Origin of the sequence: Pseudomonas sp. OTU5201, from assembly GCF_038440135.1 — a bacterium.
In the GTDB taxonomy this organism is placed as follows: Bacteria; Pseudomonadota; Gammaproteobacteria; order Pseudomonadales; family Pseudomonadaceae; genus Metapseudomonas; species Metapseudomonas resinovorans.
In genome coordinates, this window is sequence record NZ_JASATC010000042.1 from 1 (window position 1) to 16,289 (window position 16,289).

Genomic DNA, 16,289 nt, shown 5'->3' on the forward strand with positions numbered 1-16,289 from the left:
TGCGGGCTGGCCTCCTAATGGCGGCGTTTCGCTGCAAAGCCAGCTCCTACAAGGCTCTTGGCCGAATGGGAAATTTCTCGCAATAGCTAACGCAGACATAGCGAATATATTCGCCAAGCAGACCGCAGGTATGCCCTGCGGAGCAACATGGGGCCGCTGCGCGGCCCTTGGCGAATGAATTCGCCCCTACAGAGAGGCCGCCCCGCACAAGGCATCGTGCGGGGCCTTTTCAGTCACTGGTGCTGCTTGGCGTCCTCGACCCCGGCCGTGTTGTTCAGCAGGCTGCCGGTGGCGGTTTGCAAGAAGGCTTCGAGGTACTTCTGCAGGCGTGGGTCGCTGTCGCCGGGGATGCGCTCGGCCTTCGCGTTGGCCCCCAACTGGTACTGGTACAGGCGCGCCGGGAAGTCCTTGGGCTGTACCAGGATGCGGTCGCTGCTGACGATGGCGACGGTCTGGTCGCTGCCGGACGGCTTGATCACGCCGATGCCCGGGTCGTCGGCTGGCAGGTTGAGCAGGTCGCGGCCCCAGCATTGGTGCCGAACCTCGCCGCCCAGGCGGCCCATGATGGTGGGCACGACATCGATCTGCGTACCGACGGTGTGATTCAGGGTGCCGAACTTTTCCTGCACGCCGGGGCCGATCAACAGCAGCGGCACGTTGAAGCGGAACAGGTCCATCTCGGTAAGTTGCTTGTCACTGCCGAAACCATGGTCGCCGACCACCACGAACAGGGTGTCCTTGAAGTAGGGCTCCTTGCGCGCCTTCTCGAAGAACTGGCCCAGGGCCCAGTCGGAGTAGCGCATGGCGGTCAGGTGCTCGTCATGGGCGCCATGGCCGGTGACCTTGTCCACCGGCAGGTCGGTCGGCAGGGCATAGGGCGTGTGGTTGGAAAGGGTCTGCAGCAGGGCGTAGAACGGCTTGTCGGTGGGCATCTTCGCCAGTTCGGCGGCGCCACGGTCGAACATGTCCTGGTCGGAAACGCCCCAGGTCTTGTCCATGAACACCGGGTTTACGAAGTCCTCGCGGCCGATGAAGCGGGTCATGCCCTGGTTGCTGAAGAAGCCGGACTGGTTGTCCCACTGGAAATTGCCGTTGTAGACGTAGAGGTCGTCGAAGTTGCGGGCACTGAGCAGCTGCGGCAGGCCGGAAAACTTGTGCGCACCTTCGGGGGTGCGCATCAGGTATTCGAAGCTGGGCAGGTTGGGGAAGCAGGCCATGGTGGCGAACATCCCCTGGTGGGTGTGGGTGCCGTTGGAGAAGAAGCGGTCGAACAGCAGACCCTCCTTGGCCAGCTTGTCGAAGTAGGGGGTGATGCCCTCCGGGCTGCCCATGGCGCCGACGTAGCGGCCAGCGAAGCTCTCCATGAGGATCACCACCACATTGCGGATCGGCAGGGTGCCTTCGGCTGGCGGGGTGAAGTCACGGCGAATGGCGGCCTTGTCGGCATCCACCAGCTTGTCGTTGGGCGTCAGGAGCATCTGGCGGACGGCGGCCAGGGCTTCATCCTCGGGCAGGGTGGCCTTCCAGGCGTTGTCGCGGTGGGAGGAAAAACTGTTCTTGGCGGCATCCACCAGAGTCAGTGTGCCATTCAGGCCCAACTGGTTGGCGAACATCGAGTCGGTGGTGAAGGCGTCGCCCCAGCGCAGCGGCGGACCCTGGCGCAGGTGGCCGCGGGCTGCAGTCGTCGCGACCACCAGGCAGACCATGAAGACAGCTACACGGGCGAACCAGGGGGCGTGATGGTGAACGGCCGGACTGCCGTGCAGGGCACGGGATCGTGGGCGACTCAGCAGGTCCAGGCCACGGAACATCCAGTAGAGCACCGCGGTGGCCAGGGCCCAGGCGATCAGGTAGCGACCTACCGGGAAGCCGTTCCAGATCATGCTGGCAACAGTCCCCAAGTCCTCCTGCATGTACTGGAACACCAGGCTGTTCAGGCGCTGGTGGAACTCGCGATAGAAGTCGAGCTCACTGATGCCGAGTAACAGGGTGAGGCTGGCGAAGAGGGTCAGCCAGATCCGGTGCAGGCCCCGGGCGGCCATGGCGCGGACGCTGAGCAGGGACAGCAGCAGTGGCACACAGGCGAACACCACAACTCGCAGGTCGAAGCGCAGGCCGTTGTAGAAGGCTTCGACGAAGACCGAGGCCGGGCTGTCGCCGATCTGGTCGCTGTTGTACACCAGCAGCGCCACCCGCAGCAGGCTGTACATCACCATCAGGGCGGCAGCGCTGATCAGTGTGAAGGCGAGGTGGCTCTTGACGGTGGGACGGTCCAGGTTGAACGAGGACTGCCGGGTGGTAACGGGTTCCTGTGCGGTCATGCGATCAAGCATCCATAGGTCTACTTCAAGTCGGGGCGGCATCTCTTTAGGGAACTGCTGCCAGAGGCAAAAAGACCACCTGATGGCACATTGGTTCCAGTCAAGCCCGCCGAGGCCGGCGGACTCTGCCAGACAGAATGTGAAAAAAACGTCGAATGAGCGGCGATTGGTCGCGTTGTGGGGGCAGCCCCGATTATTGCCGCTCGTCGCTCCAGCAACGGCCTAGGGAACCGAAGCGGCTCAGCGCTGAGCTCAACCCTCGCGGCGTTCTCGAATGGCGGCCGCCTCGCGGGTCACCAGCTCGATGAACGACAGCGCCAGGGGCGAGCGTTCACTGCGTTTGCGTACCAACCAGACGGCGGTGGTCGCGCCCGTGTCCAGCAGGGTGCGATAGACCACACCGTCGACGCGGGTGCGGCGGAACGAGGCGGGCAGCACCGATACCCCAAGTCCAGCCGATACCAGGCCGATGATGGTCATGGCTTCGCTGGCTTCCTGGGCGACGCGGGGCAGGAAGCCGGCATTGCGGGCGAGCTCGAGCATTTGGTCGTAGAGGCCGGTACCGAAGGTACGCGGGAAAAACACGAAGGGTTCCTCCGCCAGGGCGCCGAAATGGATGCCGTCCTCGCTACCGACGGCCAAGGGGTGGTCGGCGCGCAGGATGGCCACCAGCGGCTCGCTGAACAGCTCCACGGCCAGCAGGTTGTCCGGTAGGTTGAGGGGGCGGATCACCCCCACCTGCAGGCTGTCCTCCAGCAGCGCCTTGACCGTTTCCGCGCTGCTGCCCTCGGTGAGTTCTAGGTGCACATCCGGATAGGCCTGGCGGAAGGCGTGGATGCTGCGGGGAATGCTGGAGGTGAACGGGGCGGACGAGGTGAAACCCACCTTCAGCTCACCCAGCTCGCCACGATGGGCGCGGCGCGCCAGTTGCACGGCCTTGTCCACGTGCACCAGTACCTGTCGGGCCTCGTCGAGGAAGCGCCGGCCGGCTTCGGTCAGTTCCACCCGGCGGTTGGTCCGCTCCAGCAGGCGTGCGCCGATTTCTTCTTCCAGGGCCTGGATCTGCTGGCTCAGCGGGGGCTGGGAGATGCCCAGTTGCTCGGCGGCTCGACCGAAGTGCAGTTCCTCGGCCACGGCGATGAAGTAGCGCAGATGTCTCAGTTCCATGGGGATGCCTATTGATATTCAAAACGTATTAAATGTGTCGAACAATATATTGGAGATAATATAAACCGCCCGATATCCTTCGGCCCATAACCCCAACAACGAATATCCCCAGCCCCTGATAAAGGCGGCACGGCCTCGTTGTGCCTGCTCGCCGCAATCTTCCGAAGGTGTCCCGTGAGCAAATCCCAGGCAGTACTCAAGACCGAAGACGACCCCGCGTTTAGCGAGGCGGTGCGTGACGCAGCCAGTGAGCTGCCGGATGCCGCCGCCAACGATCCCGAACTTCCCACCTATATCCGCAAAGGCACGCCGCAGTTCATGCGCACGTCGCTGGCGCTGTTCTCCGGCGGTTTCGCCACGTTTGCCCTGCTGTACTGCATGCAGCCGATGATGCCGGTACTGTCCAAGGCCTTCTCCATCACCGCTGCCCAGAGCAGCCTGGCGCTTTCGGTATCGACCGCCATGCTCGCCCTCGGCCTGCTGGTGACCGGCCCGCTCTCCGACGCCATCGGCCGCAAGCCGGTGATGGTGGTGTCGCTTATCGCCGCCGCCCTGTTCACCTTGGCCAGTGCGGTCATGCCGACCTGGGAAGGCGTGCTGGTGATGCGCGCCCTGGTCGGGCTGTCGCTGAGCGGCCTGGCCGCCGTGGCCATGACCTACCTCAGCGAGGAGATCCACCCGCATCACCTCGGTTTCTCGATGGGCCTTTACATCAGCGGCAACGCCATTGGCGGTATGAGCGGGCGGCTGATCAGCGGCGTGCTGGTGGACTTCGTCTCCTGGCACGCGGCGCTGGCCGTGCTCGGCGGCCTGGCGCTGCTGGCCGGCGTGGTGTTCTGGCGCGTGCTGCCGGAGTCAAAGCACTTCCGTCCTCAGCCGCTCAAACCGTCCACCCTGGTGGAAGGCTATCGCCTGCACTTCCGTGATGCGGGCCTGCCCTGGCTGTTCCTTACCGGGTTCCTGCTGATGGGCGCTTTCGTCACCCTGTTCAACTACATCGGCTACCGCCTGCTGGCGTCTCCTTACCAGATGACCCAGGCCGTGGTGGGCGTGCTCTCGGTGGTCTACCTGTCGGGTATCTACAGCTCGGCCTGGGTCGGCTCCCTGGCGGACAAGCTGGGCCGGCGCAAGGTGCTCTGGGCTGCCATTCTGTTGATGCTGGGGGGGCTGGTGCTGACCCTGTTCAGCCCGTTGGGGGTGATCCTGGCCGGCATGGCGATCTTCACCTTCGGCTTCTTTGGTGCGCACTCGGTGGCCAGCAGCTGGATTGGCCGCCGCGCCCAGAGTGCCAAGGGCCAGGCCTCATCGCTCTACTTGTTCAGCTATTACGTCGGATCCAGCCTGGCCGGCACCCTCGGCGGCCTGTTCTGGCACCACTACGGTTGGCAGGGTGTCGGCCTGTTCATCGGTGCCTTGCTGGTGGTCGCGGTGGCGGTTGCCCTGCATTTGGCACGACTGCCCGCGCTGCCGGGCAACGCCATCGTGCAGCCGGCGCACTGAGACGGAGTCAGTCCGATGGCGTCGTTGCCGCCGGGACGCTGAGCCACCAGAGTCTGGGGTTTTTCCAGGGGGCCGGGGCAAATGACCCAGAACATCTACGACGACCCCGACTTCTTTGAAGGTTATGGCCAGCTTGGCCGCTCTCGCTTCGGGCTCGCCGGCGCCCCCGAATGGCCGGCGCTGCGCGCCCTGCTGCCGGAAATGCGAAATCTCCGCGTGGTGGACCTTGGCTGTGGCTACGGTGGGTTCTGCCGCTGGGCGCGCGCGAACAATGCCTCTACGGTGCTGGGGCTGGACGCCCCGGCGAAACGCCACGGGTGCGACAAAGCGCCTCCCGTGGCGCTATCCCCCAAGTTGTTCGCGGCTGGCAGAATGGCCTGCCTACCCCACCGCGCAGAGTGGGGACATTCCTGCCTGTCATGCGTGCCCAACCCGTCGATCCAACCAGGGACGTACAGCATGAGCATCACTTCCGTCGATATCTGCAACGCCGCCGACGCCCTCAAGGGCTTTGTCGGCTTCAACCGCAAGCTGGGTAAGTACATCGTCCGATTCAGCGAGGATTCGTTCGGCATGGACGTGCCCGACGACAGCATCGTTCCAGCCTGCGAGTTCGTCTGGGCAACGAAGACCGACCAGGTCATGACCTTGAGCCGCGAGTGCCTGCAGATCCTGTTGGAGCAGAACATCAACGACCGCCTCAATCTGTGCGACGTGCTCCTGGTCTATCTGCGCCGCACCGACCTGCCGGAAATCAGTGCCGAACGCCGGCGCCTTTGAGCGACGCGCCAGTCGCCGGAGGGGAATCCAGGTGGATACGGTAGGCGCCGGGGAGCGTGGCCGCGTTCGTGCGAGCCCCCCGAAACCTGCGCGCCGACCGCGTTATTTTCCGCGCTTGAGTGCATGCAGTCATGAAGGTCAGTTCAAGCCAGGAAGCCTTCGATGCCCCTTCTCCCCGGAACCTTCAGGAACCGCCTAGCCCTTCTCATCGGTGGCATCAGCCTGTGCCGGCTGCGCAGGAGGGCGATGCCGTGCTGGTGGCGGAGAAGATTCGCGCGACGATCGAAGGCACTCCGGCGCCGGAGGTCAATCGCATGACTGTCAGCATCGGCACGGCCCAGGCCCGTCCCGACGACAATAATGGCGAGAGCGTGATCAAGCGTGCCGACCAGGGGCTTTACCTGGCCAAGGGCGCGGGGCGCAACTGCATCAAATCCTGCGTGGACTGAAGCTTCGCCCCGGCGGGATCAGACGAAGGGCTGGTCGCCAAAGCCCCGTGGCAGGCGCTGTCGGCCCGGCATCCTGGTCAGCTTCTCTTCCCAGAAATAGCGCCAGTCATTGGCCGCGTGGGCGGCCTTGGCCCGGCGAGCTGCGCGCCGGGCGGCGTTGCGCGCGTCCCGGCGGGCCTCCTTGAAGGCGTCGGTGTTCCTGCAGTTGCGGCATTTCACCCGCGCCAGTTCGGTGCTGGCAATCAGGTTGCTGCCGTGTCGTCCGCAGGCAAGGTTCTTGCCGATCTTGTAGTGAGTGATCATTCGCAGATCTCCTGAAACTCAACGCCCGGATGTTCGCCAAGGAAGAGCAGGGCGCCAGTGGGTTGCATGAATTTGACCGCACGCGAATCCCCACGGTTCGAGTTGCTGGGGCGAACGGTCTAGTAGACCCCGGGGAACGGTCGCGAAATGAGCGCAGAAGGCGCAGTACTCCTCGCAGAGTTCGATACGCAGCAAGGCATCTTCCGCGCGGATGCGCCAGTAGCGGTGGCAGCGTCAGGGCCACCAGTGGCGGGTTTCCGCAAAACGCCGTGAACCCGCCCAGGCCCAGGACGGCCAGGCCCAGATACGCGAGGGTGCTGGCAAGGGAGATGAGTAGCAGGCTGAATGGGGACATCGCCCACCTTTTCGGTCAGCGTCGATAAGGCATTGGGCATTGGGCATTGGGCATTGGGCAGCGGGCCGTGCGGCCGGTGCTATAACTGAAGTCCTTGGGGGACTCACCGTAGAGGGCGCCGTCATGGGATGCCGCGGAATCCTGCTCCTGGTACTGGTCACACCCTGCGCCTTGGGGGACGGCTATAGCGATTCGTACTATGGACTGGGGCCTTATCTGGGCACGACCGACTACCCCAGCCGTCCGCTGCAACCCCATGTATCGCAGCCCCCCAGGCCCTTCGCCGACCTACCGCCGCAACCCTTCGTCGTGATCCCCGAGTACCACCCGTTTCGCGATGCCCGGCTACCCCGCGTCAGCACCGAAGAGCCGCAGGTGCTGATTCGCACCTTCGACCCGGCGCTTGGGGTTTATCGAGATGTGGAAATACGGGATGGGGAGGGCGTGCTGGACGAAGAGGCGTGTGAGGACTGGTGGTGCAGCGAAGAGTAAAGGCGCTGATCTGGAAATCGTCGTGGGAGCGAGTTTATTGGCTATGCCTGCGTTAATTGTTGCTAGAACGTCCTGAGTCAGGCTGCTTGCCCAGTTCTGCAGGTAGTTCTGGTTTCACCTTCCCGGGCGAGTCACTTTTGCCAATCACGGCAAGAGTAAACAAGAACGCTTGCCCCACTATCCGACCCGACTTCGTCGGGTACCCTCTCTCCATCGTTCGGCCTCCTGCAGGGGCAGAGCCGCGGCCCTGCCTCATCTGTCCGGTTCCAGGCCCGCGTGGGCTTCAGGATGGTTCATGCCTCGCCGGCGCGCGTCACCCCTCGCTCGCTGCGGGAGAGGGGGGCGAGAGGGGTTGCATCAGCACGCACGGAGGCTTGGATGGTCTGAGCTGAAGAACTCCTTGCAGCGCCGCAACATCTCACTCAGACAGAGCCAAATCATTCGCCCCAACAGCAGAAAACCTCACGACTCCCCCAGGCTCCGCCGCCCGAACCGCCGCCGGTAATCCGTGGGCGACAGCCCAACCATCTTGTTGAACACCTTCCTGAAGGCCGCCGGGTCCTGGTAGCCGACTTCCCAGGCGATCTGATCCACGGAGCGATTGGTCAGTTCCAGCAGTTCACGGGCCTTGGCGGCACGAAGCTGCTGGCAGTATTCGGTGGGGCGCAGACCGGTGGCCAGCTGGAAGCGGCGCAGGAAGGTGCGCTCGCCCAGTCCGGCCTGGTCGGCCATGGCGGGCAGGCTGACGTTGCGTGCGTCCTGGCGCTGCAGCCAGTGCTGCACCTTGAGCACGGCCTCGTCGCCATGGTTGAGGCGCGGGGTGAACCGGCGGAAGTACTGCTGGGAGTGGCGGGTCAGGTCGAGCGCCAGGAAGCGCGCGGTGTTGGCGGCAATGGTCGGCCCCAGCAGGCGGTCCACCAGGGTCAGGCCAAGGTCGGTCCAGGCCATCACGCCGCCGGCGGTGATGATGTCGCCGTCGTCCACCACCAGTTTGTCGGCATCCACTTTCACATCCGGATAGCGCTCGGACAGGTCCTTGGCCAGGCTCCAGTGGGTGGTCATGGCGCGGCCGGCGAGCAGGCCCGTCTGCGCCAGCACGAATGCACCTGCGCACACCGAGGTCAAGGTCACTCCCTCTGCATGCTGGCGGGTGAGCCAGTCGGCGAAGGGCTGCAGGGTTGCGGTCGAGGGCAGCGAACCGATGCAAGGCAGCGCCACCACCGCCGCGACACGGCTGTCGGCGTCCGGGTGGCTGTCGAGGGTGCAGCGCAATACGCCGTCATCGGCAGCCGACCAGTGACGCACCCGCAGCAGGGGAAGGTCGGCGTCGGTGTGCTCGGCGGCCATGCGATTGGCCACGGTGAACAGGTCGGAGAGGCCGTGGGCCGCCGCGAGCTGGGCACCGGGATAGAGCAGGAGGCCGATCTCCAGCATGGTCTTCATTGTCAGTTTTTCCTGCGAATTTGTCGGTTGCGCCGATCCCTGCCCGGTGCTGAAAGGTTCACCTTAGATCCCACGAACCCCCCCCACAACCTGAGGTGAACATCATGAGCAAGCAAGCCGTCATCGTAGTCGACATCCAGAATGACTATTTCCCCGGTGGCCTCTGGACCCTCCACGGCGCGGACGCCGCAGCCGACAAGGCCGCCCGGATCATCGCCGGTGCACGCGAGGCAGGCGACCTGGTGGTTCACATCCGTCACGAGTTCACCAGCCCGGATGCGCCTTTCTTCCGGCCTGGCTCGGAGGGCGCGCACATCCATCCGAAGGTGCTGAATGCGCCGGGCGAGCCGGTGGTCCTGAAGCACTTCGTCAACTCCTTCCGCGAAACCGGACTGAAGGACATCCTCGACAGCAACGGCGTGGAGAAGGTGACGGTCGTCGGCAGCATGAGCCATATGTGTGTCGATGGCATCACCCGCGCAGCGGCCGACTATGGTTACCAGGTCACGGTGGTCCACGATGCCTGCGCCTCGCGGGACCTGGAATTCAACGGCAAGGTCGTCCCCGCTGAACAAGTCCATGGTGCCTTCATGGCTGCGCTGGCATTCGCCTACGCCACTGTGATTTCCACTGACGAATACCTCGCGCAGCACGGCGAGTAACCCCCGCCGCTGATGCAGTCGAGTGCAATCGAGCACCTTCCCACCCCATGGGGCCCCGGACCGGGGCCCGACACCGAAGGAGTGCGCAAGATGGGCAGCATCACCACCCGAGACGGTACGCAGCTCTACTACAAGGACTGGGGCTCCGGCCAGCCCATTGTCTTCAGCCATGGCTGGCCGCTGACGTCCGATAGCTGGGAGTCACAGATGTTCTTCCTGGCCAGCCAGGGCTACCGCGCCATCGCCCACGACCGCCGTGGTCATGGCCGGTCCAGCCAACCCTGGGACGGCAATGACATGGACACCTACGCAGACGATCTGGCCGAACTGATCGAGGCGCTGGACCTGCGCGATGCAATCCTCTTCGGCTTTTCCACCGGTGGCGGCGAAGTGGCCCGTTACATTGGCCGCCACGGTACCGGGCGCTTGGCCAAGGCCGGACTGATCGCTGCCGTGCCGCCGAAAATGGTGCTGAGCGAAGACAACCCGCTGGGCACGCCGATCGAAGCCTTCGATGGTATTCGGGCGGGCTCCGTTGCCGATCGCTCGCAGCTCTACAAGGACATCGCCAGCGGCCCCTTCTTCGGGTTCAACCGCCCGGGCGCCAAGGTGTCGCAGGGGTTGATCGACTCCTTCTGGATGCAAGGCATGATGGCTGGCCACAAGAGCGCCTATGACTGCATCAAGGCCTTCTCCGAGACCGACTTCCGCGAAGACCTGAAGAAATTCGACATCCCGACGCTGATCCTGCATGGCGACGACGACCAGATCGTACCGATCAAGGCCTCCGGACTGGAGTCGGCCAAGCTGGTCAAGGACGCGAAGTTGCTGGTCTATCCCGGTGCTCCCCATGGCCTGACCGACACCCACAAGGAGCAGGTCAATGCCGATCTGCTGGCTTTCATCAAGTCCTAGGCAGGGGGGCGAAGGTGTGAGGCCTGGCGCTGCAATGTCGGGCCTCGCTCCGTCCGGCCACTGACTACGCGAGCTTCTGTGCAATGAAATCCACAAAGGCCCTGACCCGCGCCGACTGCCGCCGGTTGGCTGGGGACAGGGCGTGGATGGGCAAGGTTGAAGGGGTGAAGTCCTGAAGCAGGGCGACTACTCGACCGGCCGCAAGGTCGGCCATGAACAGCCAGTCCGGCGACAGCGATATACCCAACCCGGATAGCACCATCTCTCGAATCGCCTCCGAACTGTTACTGCGCGCATTGCCGCTCACCCGCACCGACTGTGTGTGCCCGTCGCGTATGAAGGTCCAGGTACCGGCATCCGGCAGCAGGCTGAAAACCAGGCAGTTGTGCTCACGCAGCGCCTCCGGCGACTGTGGTGTGCCACGGGCTGCGAGGTAGGCGGGGGCGGCCAGTACCACGCGCCGCATATGGCCGAGCCTGCGCGCGATCATCCCGCTGGCCGGTAGCTCGCCGATGCGCAGGCTGACATCGATGCCTTCGCTTACCAGGTCTTCGTTGCGGTCGCTGAGCTGCAGGTCGAGGTTGACCTGTGGATAACGTGCGAGGAACTCCCCGAGCACGGGGGCGATGCACGTGCGGCCTAAGCTCACGGACGAAGCCACCCGCAAGGGGCCAGCCACCTGTTCGCGCCCGGTCTGGAAACTGAGTTCGGCGATGTCCACTGCCGAGAGAATCTGTCGGCACTGCTCGAAATAGCGTTGTCCCTCATCCGTGAGCGAGAGCTGGCGCGTGTTACGAGCGATCAGCCGGCCGCCCAGGGACGTCTCCAGGGCCTGCACCTGCTTGCTGATGGTTGGCTGGCTGGTGCCCAGTTCTCGCGCCACTGCCGAAAAGCTGCCGCTTTCCACCACCCGTACGAACACGGCCATTGCATTGAGCTTGTCCATCACCGTTCCCACTCATTCTCAGGTGGAATGAATGCTATGCCGTTTCCCCGTCTTCTGCGAATGAGCTGGTGGGCGAAGAATGTTCTCCACTGCAACCCGGAGGCCTTAGCCATGACTGTCGAAACCCGTGACCGCGCACTGTTGCTCGAAACCGTCGACGCGCCTTTCAAGCTCATCCATCCGATGCGCCCGCAGCCCGGCCCGGGCCAGGTGCTGGTGCGTATTCACGTCAGCGGCGTCAACCCGCTGGATACCAAGATTCGCGCCGGCAAGGGCGCCCATGCCCGGCAGACGTTGCCCGCCGTGCTCGGGATGGATCTGGCCGGCGTGGTGGAGAGTGTGGGGGAGGGCGTCAGCAACTTCGTGCCGGGGGATGAGGTGTACGGTATGGCCGGAGGTATCGGCGGCACCCCGGGAACCCTGGCGGACTATCAGGTGCTGGATGCCGACCTGTTGGCGAAGAAGCCGGTCAACCTCGACATGCGCCAGGCCGCTGCATTGCCGCTGGTGGCCATCACCGCTTGGGAGGGGCTGGTGGACCGGGCAAGGGTCGGTGCCGGGCACAAGGTTCTGGTGCATGGCGGTGCCGGTGGCGTGGGCCATGTGGCGATCCAGATCGCCCGTGCTTTCGGGGCCGAGGTCTACGCGACTGGCTCGGCCGAGAACCTGGCGGTGATCGAAGGTTTCGGTGCCATCGCCATCGACTACCGCAGTACCGCGGTGGAGGACTACGTGGCGCGTCACACCGACGGGAGAGGCTTCGACATCGTCTATGACACCGTTGGCGGCGTCACGCTGGATGCGTCGTTCCAGGCAGTACGTCACTACACCGGCCATGTGGTCAGCGCCCTGGGCTGGGGTGAGCACAAGCTGGCGCCGCTGTCGTTCCGGGGCGCCACCTATTCGGGGGTCTTCTCCTTGTTGCCGCTGCTCACCGGCGAGGGCCGCAAACATCACAGCGAGATTCTGGCGAAGGTGGCAAGGCTGGTCGAAGACGGCAAGCTGAAGGTCCGCCTGGACCCCCATCGTTTCAGTCTGGAGGAGGCCCTGGACGCGCACCGGCTGGTGGCCAGCGGTGACGCCCAGGGCAAGGTGGTGGTTGACCTCGTCGGCTGACCGTCAGCCGAAACGCACCAGGTTGAGGGCTGGCAGGGGGCCGCCGGGGAACTGTACCAGGCGGCCGCCGATGGCCAGTGCACCGAGGTCGATTCCGAAGAACCCCAGGCGCTCGATCAGCCCACCCACGTCGACCTTGGCTTGAGCGTCGTCGCCCGAATAGAACAGCACGCGGCGACCGCCCTCGCTGGCCGGATTGCCCGATATCAATTGCGGTTGCAAGTGGTTGAAGGCCTTCACCACGCGGGCGCCGGGTACCAGGTCGGTGAACACCTCGCTGGACAGCCGGCCGTGCAGTTCCGCCGGCCTGAACAGCGGCGCCTCGATAGGGTTGTTGGCGTCGATCACGATGCGCCCGGCGAAGTCTGGCAGGCCTGCCAGGGCGGAGGGCAGCCTCGACCAGTTCACTGCCACTAGCACGATGTCTTGCGCGGCTGCCTGTTCGCGGGTGCCGGCCTTGATGGTCGGACCGAGATCGCGGACGAGTTCCGCCAGGGATTCCGGACCGCGGCTGTTGGCGATTACCGCTTCAATACCCTGATGGGCCAGGGCTTTGGCGAAGGCTGCCCCGATGGCGCCTGCACCGATGATTCCAATGCTTTTCATGCTTGTTCTCCGGATGGATCAGGCGGTGAAGCCGCCGTCGGCGATGATGTCGGCACCGGTGACGAAGGACGCGTCCGGTCCGGCGAGGAAGGCCACCACATGGGCGATCTCTTGCGGCTTGCCATAACGGCCGATGGCGATGCCTGGGCCGACGATCTGGCTCACCGGGCCGCCGTCCGGGTTCATGTCGGTGTCGGTGGGGCCGGGGTGCACGGTATTCACAGTGATGCCGCGCGGTCCGAGGTCGCGTACCAGGCTGCGGTTGAAACCGGCGATGGCACCTTTGGTCAGGGTATAGAGCGAGGCGGTGGGGAAGGCCGCGTAATGGGTCATGGAGGAGCCGATATGCACGATGCGCCCGCCTGCCGACATATGGCGTACGGCTTCCTGGGTGGCTACGAACACGCCGGTGACGTTCACCGCCAGCATGCGCTCGTAGGTTTCGAAGGGGATTTCGTCGATGGCGCCGCCCAGGCCAAGGCCTGCGTTGTTCACCAGGATATCCAGGCTGCCGAGGGCGTCCACGGTTTCGGCGACGGCGGCGCGCACGGCGGCCGGATTGCCGGCGTCGGCCTGGATGGCAACGGCGCGGCCGCCGGTTGCCTGGATGGCACGCACGACTTCCGCGGCCTTGTCGGGCGAGGCGCTGTAGGTGATGGCGACGGCGGCACCGTCAGCGGCCAGGCGTTTGGCGATAGCGGCGCCGATGGAGCGGGAGCCGCCGGTAACGAGGGCGGTCTTGCCGGCGAGGGGGAGGGTGGTGGTCATGGCGGGTATCTCCGGGGTTGGGGTGGGTGTGAGTCCACTATCCCCTCCGGATTGATCATTGATTAGTGGGTAATGTCTTGAATGATTTTCAAGCATTGATATAAGGTCGGCCGATGGAAACCCTCGCCAACCTGGAGTCCTTCGTGCGCAGCGCCGAGACCGGCAGCTTCTCCGCCGCCGCGCGTCGCCTCGCCCTGACGCCGGCCGCTGTCAGCCGCAACGTTGCCATGCTCGAGCGCAACCTCGGCGTGCGCCTGTTCCAGCGCTCCACCCGCAAGCTCACCCTGACCGAAGCCGGTGAACGCTTCCTCCAGGCCATCGGCGGAAACCTGGAGGCCCTGCAGTCGGCCATTGCAGCGGTAGGCAACGATCAGGGCGAGCCTTCCGGGGTACTCAAGATGAGCATGGCGCCGAGCTTCGGCATGACTCACATCCTGCCTTTGCTGCCGGCCTTCCGAGCCCGCTACCCCCAGGTGCGTCCGGAGTGGCACCTGGAAAACCGCCCGGTGGATCTGATTGCCGAAGGCTATGACCTGGCCATCGGCGGCGGTTTCGATCTGGCCCAAGGCGTGGTGGCGCGGCCATTGGCGCCGGCTCACATCATCGCAGTGGCGGCGCCGGCCTATCTGGCGGACCGCACCTTGCCCACCGATCCGGCCGGGCTGATCGACTTCGACGGCATCGTCATGCGCTCCTCCCGCACCGGCCGGATGCGCCACTGGACCCTGCGTGACGCCGGCGGCAGCGAAGTGGCCGCGCCACTGGCCGAGACCCTCATGCTCAACGACCCCGCCGCCATGCGCGAAGCGGCCCTGCTGGGCCTCGGCGTCGCCTTGCTGGCGGTACCCGACGTGCTGCCCTGGCTGGAGCGTGGCCAACTGGTGCGACTATTGCCCCAGTGGTACGCCGATGCCGGTACCATTGCTCTCTATTACCCCAGTCGCAGCCTGCTGCCGGCCAAGACCCGCGCCTTCATCGACTTTCTCACCGAGCATTTCCAGCGCGAACGGCTGGACCGGCGCTTCGCCGGAAGCCTGGGCGCCTGACCTATGCTGGAAACCTGCTGATTCGCCCGATACGGAGTCCCCATGAACGATCAATCCCTCCCTCCCGAGTACCTGGAGTTCGCTGAAGAACTGGCTGATGCGGCGGCCCGGGTAACCCTGACCTACTTCCGCCTGCCTCTGGAGGTGGAGAACAAGGAGGCCGAGCGCTTCGACCCCGTGACCCTGGCCGACAAGGGCGCCGAACGGGCCATGCGTGCCTTGATCGGCGAGCGCTATCCCGGACATGGCGTCCTGGGCGAGGAAGAGGAGAACATCGCGGGCGAGGAACCCTGGACCTGGGTACTGGACCCGGTGGACGGTACCCGTTCCTTTATCAGCGGCATTCCGCTCTGGGGGACCCTGATCGCCCTCAACGACGGCACCCGTCCGGCGCTGGGCATGATGGACCAGCCCTTTACCCGTGAGCGCTTCGTCGGTGATGGCAGCAGTGCCTCGCTCAACGGCCGCCCGATCCAGACACGTGCCTGCAGCCGGTTGGCCGATGCGACCCTGATGGTCACCAGCCCCGAGCATTTCCAGCAGCCGCCCTACAGCGACCTGTTCGACAAGCTCTCTCGCGAAGTTCGTCTGATGCGCTACAGCGGCGATTGCTACGCCTACTGCATGCTGGCCCTGGGGCTAGTGGATGTGGTGCTCGATCCGGGCCTCAAGCCCTACGACATCCAGGCGCTGATACCGATCATCGAGGGCGCGGGTGGTGTGGTGACCCGCTGGGATGGTGGCGACGCACAGCACGGCGGCGATGTCATCGCCTGCGGCGACCCGCGTCTGCATGCCCAGATCCTTGAGCTGATGCGGTCGGCGTGATGAATGAACCGCGGCGGGGTCTGCTGGCTTTCTGGCATCCCGCCTGCGGAAATTTCCGCGTTCGTCGTCTAAGCGCATGAATGCCAAGCGTATTTGCCGGCGCAAATAATGTGCCTGAAAATAAACCTGTACATCCTGATCGAACCGCGTATAGTCGCGTCCACTGCTCTGCGATTGTCTCTGCGATACTTGGTTCGATGTTCTGATTGAAGTTATTTCATCTCCTCGATTCGTTACAGCTTTAGCACTTCAGTAATTTCCTGAGTTCCTATCAGGGTTATTTATTTTTATCTTGGAGTTATGAAATGTCCAATCGTCAATCCGGCACCGTCAAGTGGTTCAACGATGAAAAAGGCTTCGGCTTCATCACCCCCGCAGAAGGCGCTGATCTGTTCGTTCATTACCGTTCGATCGAAAGCACTGGCTTCAAGAGCCTGAGCGAAGGCCAGCAAGTGACTTTCGAAGTCGTACGTGGCCAGAAAGGCCTGCAAGCGGATAAAGTTCAGGTAGTCTGATACTTTTCCGACTCGAAAAGCCCCGTTCTACGGGGCTTTTCTATTTCTGCTCCAAAAAATCCGATCGTTTCGCTGGC

At 64.3% G+C, this 16,289-nt stretch carries 17 protein-coding genes; 10 read left to right on the forward strand and 7 right to left on the reverse strand.

Going from position 1 to position 16,289, the window contains the following annotated elements; genetic code table 11:
* Nucleotides 1–233 precede the first annotated feature (233 nt).
* Together AAHM40_RS21960 and AAHM40_RS21965 are read right to left on the reverse strand one after the other, a co-directional pair.
* Complete coding sequence (locus tag AAHM40_RS21960; protein WP_342246547.1) at nt 234–2,321, reverse strand: LTA synthase family protein; 2,088 nt, start codon at nt 2,319–2,321, stop codon at nt 234–236.
* Between the two features lie 252 nt (nt 2,322–2,573).
* Nucleotides 2,574–3,488 (reverse strand): LysR family transcriptional regulator, encoded by a 915-nt coding sequence (locus AAHM40_RS21965; RefSeq protein ID WP_342246548.1) that lies wholly within the window; start codon nt 3,486–3,488, stop codon nt 2,574–2,576.
* Between the two features lie 174 nt (nt 3,489–3,662).
* On the opposite strand from AAHM40_RS21965, the gene AAHM40_RS21970 reads away from it, so the two are divergent.
* The 3 genes from AAHM40_RS21970 (at nt 3,663) to AAHM40_RS21980 (ending at nt 6,217) form a co-directional block, all read left to right on the forward strand.
* The gene (locus tag AAHM40_RS21970) at nt 3,663–4,988 is read left to right on the forward strand and encodes an MFS transporter (RefSeq protein WP_342246549.1); all 1,326 of its coding nucleotides are present in this window, start codon (nt 3,663–3,665) and stop codon (nt 4,986–4,988) included.
* A 459-nt stretch (nt 4,989–5,447) separates the two neighbouring features.
* Nucleotides 5,448–5,768: a DUF2025 family protein gene (locus AAHM40_RS21975; RefSeq protein WP_342246587.1), complete on the forward strand. Its 321-nt coding sequence runs from the start codon at nt 5,448–5,450 to the stop codon at nt 5,766–5,768.
* A gap of 224 nt (nt 5,769–5,992) precedes the next feature.
* The gene (locus AAHM40_RS21980; protein ID WP_342246550.1) at nt 5,993–6,217 is read left to right on the forward strand and encodes a GGDEF domain-containing protein; all 225 of its coding nucleotides are present in this window, start codon (nt 5,993–5,995) and stop codon (nt 6,215–6,217) included.
* A gap of 18 nt (nt 6,218–6,235) precedes the next feature.
* Here AAHM40_RS21980 and AAHM40_RS21985 read toward each other — a convergent pair whose 3' ends face one another.
* Nucleotides 6,236–6,520: a hypothetical protein gene (locus AAHM40_RS21985; RefSeq protein ID WP_342246551.1), complete on the reverse strand. Its 285-nt coding sequence runs from the start codon at nt 6,518–6,520 to the stop codon at nt 6,236–6,238.
* A gap of 478 nt (nt 6,521–6,998) precedes the next feature.
* On the opposite strand from AAHM40_RS21985, the gene AAHM40_RS21990 reads away from it, so the two are divergent.
* The gene (locus AAHM40_RS21990) at nt 6,999–7,367 is read left to right on the forward strand and encodes a hypothetical protein (protein WP_342246552.1); all 369 of its coding nucleotides are present in this window, start codon (nt 6,999–7,001) and stop codon (nt 7,365–7,367) included.
* 462 nt (nt 7,368–7,829) lie between these two features.
* Here AAHM40_RS21990 and AAHM40_RS21995 read toward each other — a convergent pair whose 3' ends face one another.
* Nucleotides 7,830–8,810, reverse strand: coding sequence for a GlxA family transcriptional regulator (locus AAHM40_RS21995; RefSeq protein WP_342246553.1), 981 nt, complete (start codon nt 8,808–8,810; stop codon nt 7,830–7,832).
* 104 nt (nt 8,811–8,914) lie between these two features.
* Here AAHM40_RS21995 and AAHM40_RS22000 point away from each other — a divergent pair, with 104 nt between their 5' ends.
* Nucleotides 8,915–9,472 carry a cysteine hydrolase family protein gene (locus AAHM40_RS22000; RefSeq protein ID WP_342246554.1) on the forward strand — a complete coding sequence of 186 codons (558 nt, stop codon included), beginning with the start codon at nt 8,915–8,917 and terminating at the stop codon, nt 9,470–9,472.
* A 90-nt stretch (nt 9,473–9,562) separates the two neighbouring features.
* Nucleotides 9,563–10,387: an alpha/beta fold hydrolase gene (locus AAHM40_RS22005; protein ID WP_342246555.1), complete on the forward strand. Its 825-nt coding sequence runs from the start codon at nt 9,563–9,565 to the stop codon at nt 10,385–10,387.
* Nucleotides 10,388–10,451: 64 nt separating this feature from the next.
* Here the strand turns inward: AAHM40_RS22005 and AAHM40_RS22010 are convergent, their stop codons facing one another.
* Nucleotides 10,452–11,333, reverse strand: a complete 882-nt coding sequence (locus tag AAHM40_RS22010; RefSeq protein ID WP_342246556.1) for a LysR family transcriptional regulator — start codon at nt 11,331–11,333, stop codon at nt 10,452–10,454.
* Nucleotides 11,334–11,444: 111 nt separating this feature from the next.
* Here AAHM40_RS22010 and AAHM40_RS22015 point away from each other — a divergent pair, with 111 nt between their 5' ends.
* Nucleotides 11,445–12,449: a zinc-dependent alcohol dehydrogenase family protein gene (locus tag AAHM40_RS22015; protein WP_342246557.1), complete on the forward strand. Its 1,005-nt coding sequence runs from the start codon at nt 11,445–11,447 to the stop codon at nt 12,447–12,449.
* Nucleotides 12,450–12,452: 3 nt separating this feature from the next.
* Here AAHM40_RS22015 and AAHM40_RS22020 read toward each other — a convergent pair whose 3' ends face one another.
* Both AAHM40_RS22020 and AAHM40_RS22025 read right to left on the reverse strand, forming a co-directional pair.
* Complete coding sequence (locus tag AAHM40_RS22020; protein WP_342246558.1) at nt 12,453–13,055, reverse strand: NADPH-dependent F420 reductase; 603 nt, start codon at nt 13,053–13,055, stop codon at nt 12,453–12,455.
* Nucleotides 13,056–13,073: 18 nt separating this feature from the next.
* Nucleotides 13,074–13,823: an SDR family NAD(P)-dependent oxidoreductase gene (locus tag AAHM40_RS22025; RefSeq protein WP_342246559.1), complete on the reverse strand. Its 750-nt coding sequence runs from the start codon at nt 13,821–13,823 to the stop codon at nt 13,074–13,076.
* A gap of 113 nt (nt 13,824–13,936) precedes the next feature.
* Between AAHM40_RS22025 and AAHM40_RS22030 the strand changes: the two genes are divergently transcribed.
* From AAHM40_RS22030 to AAHM40_RS22040, 3 genes are all read left to right on the forward strand, one after another.
* Entirely contained in the window at nt 13,937–14,869 is a 933-nt protein-coding gene (locus tag AAHM40_RS22030) for a LysR family transcriptional regulator (protein ID WP_342246560.1), read from the forward strand.
* Between the two features lie 42 nt (nt 14,870–14,911).
* The gene (gene hisN, locus AAHM40_RS22035; protein WP_342246561.1) at nt 14,912–15,697 is read left to right on the forward strand and encodes a histidinol-phosphatase; all 786 of its coding nucleotides are present in this window, start codon (nt 14,912–14,914) and stop codon (nt 15,695–15,697) included.
* Between the two features lie 305 nt (nt 15,698–16,002).
* On the forward strand, nt 16,003–16,212 hold the full coding sequence (locus tag AAHM40_RS22040) for a cold-shock protein (RefSeq protein WP_028626465.1): 210 nt from the start codon (nt 16,003–16,005) through the stop codon (nt 16,210–16,212).
* Nucleotides 16,213–16,289: the final 77 nt, after the last annotated feature.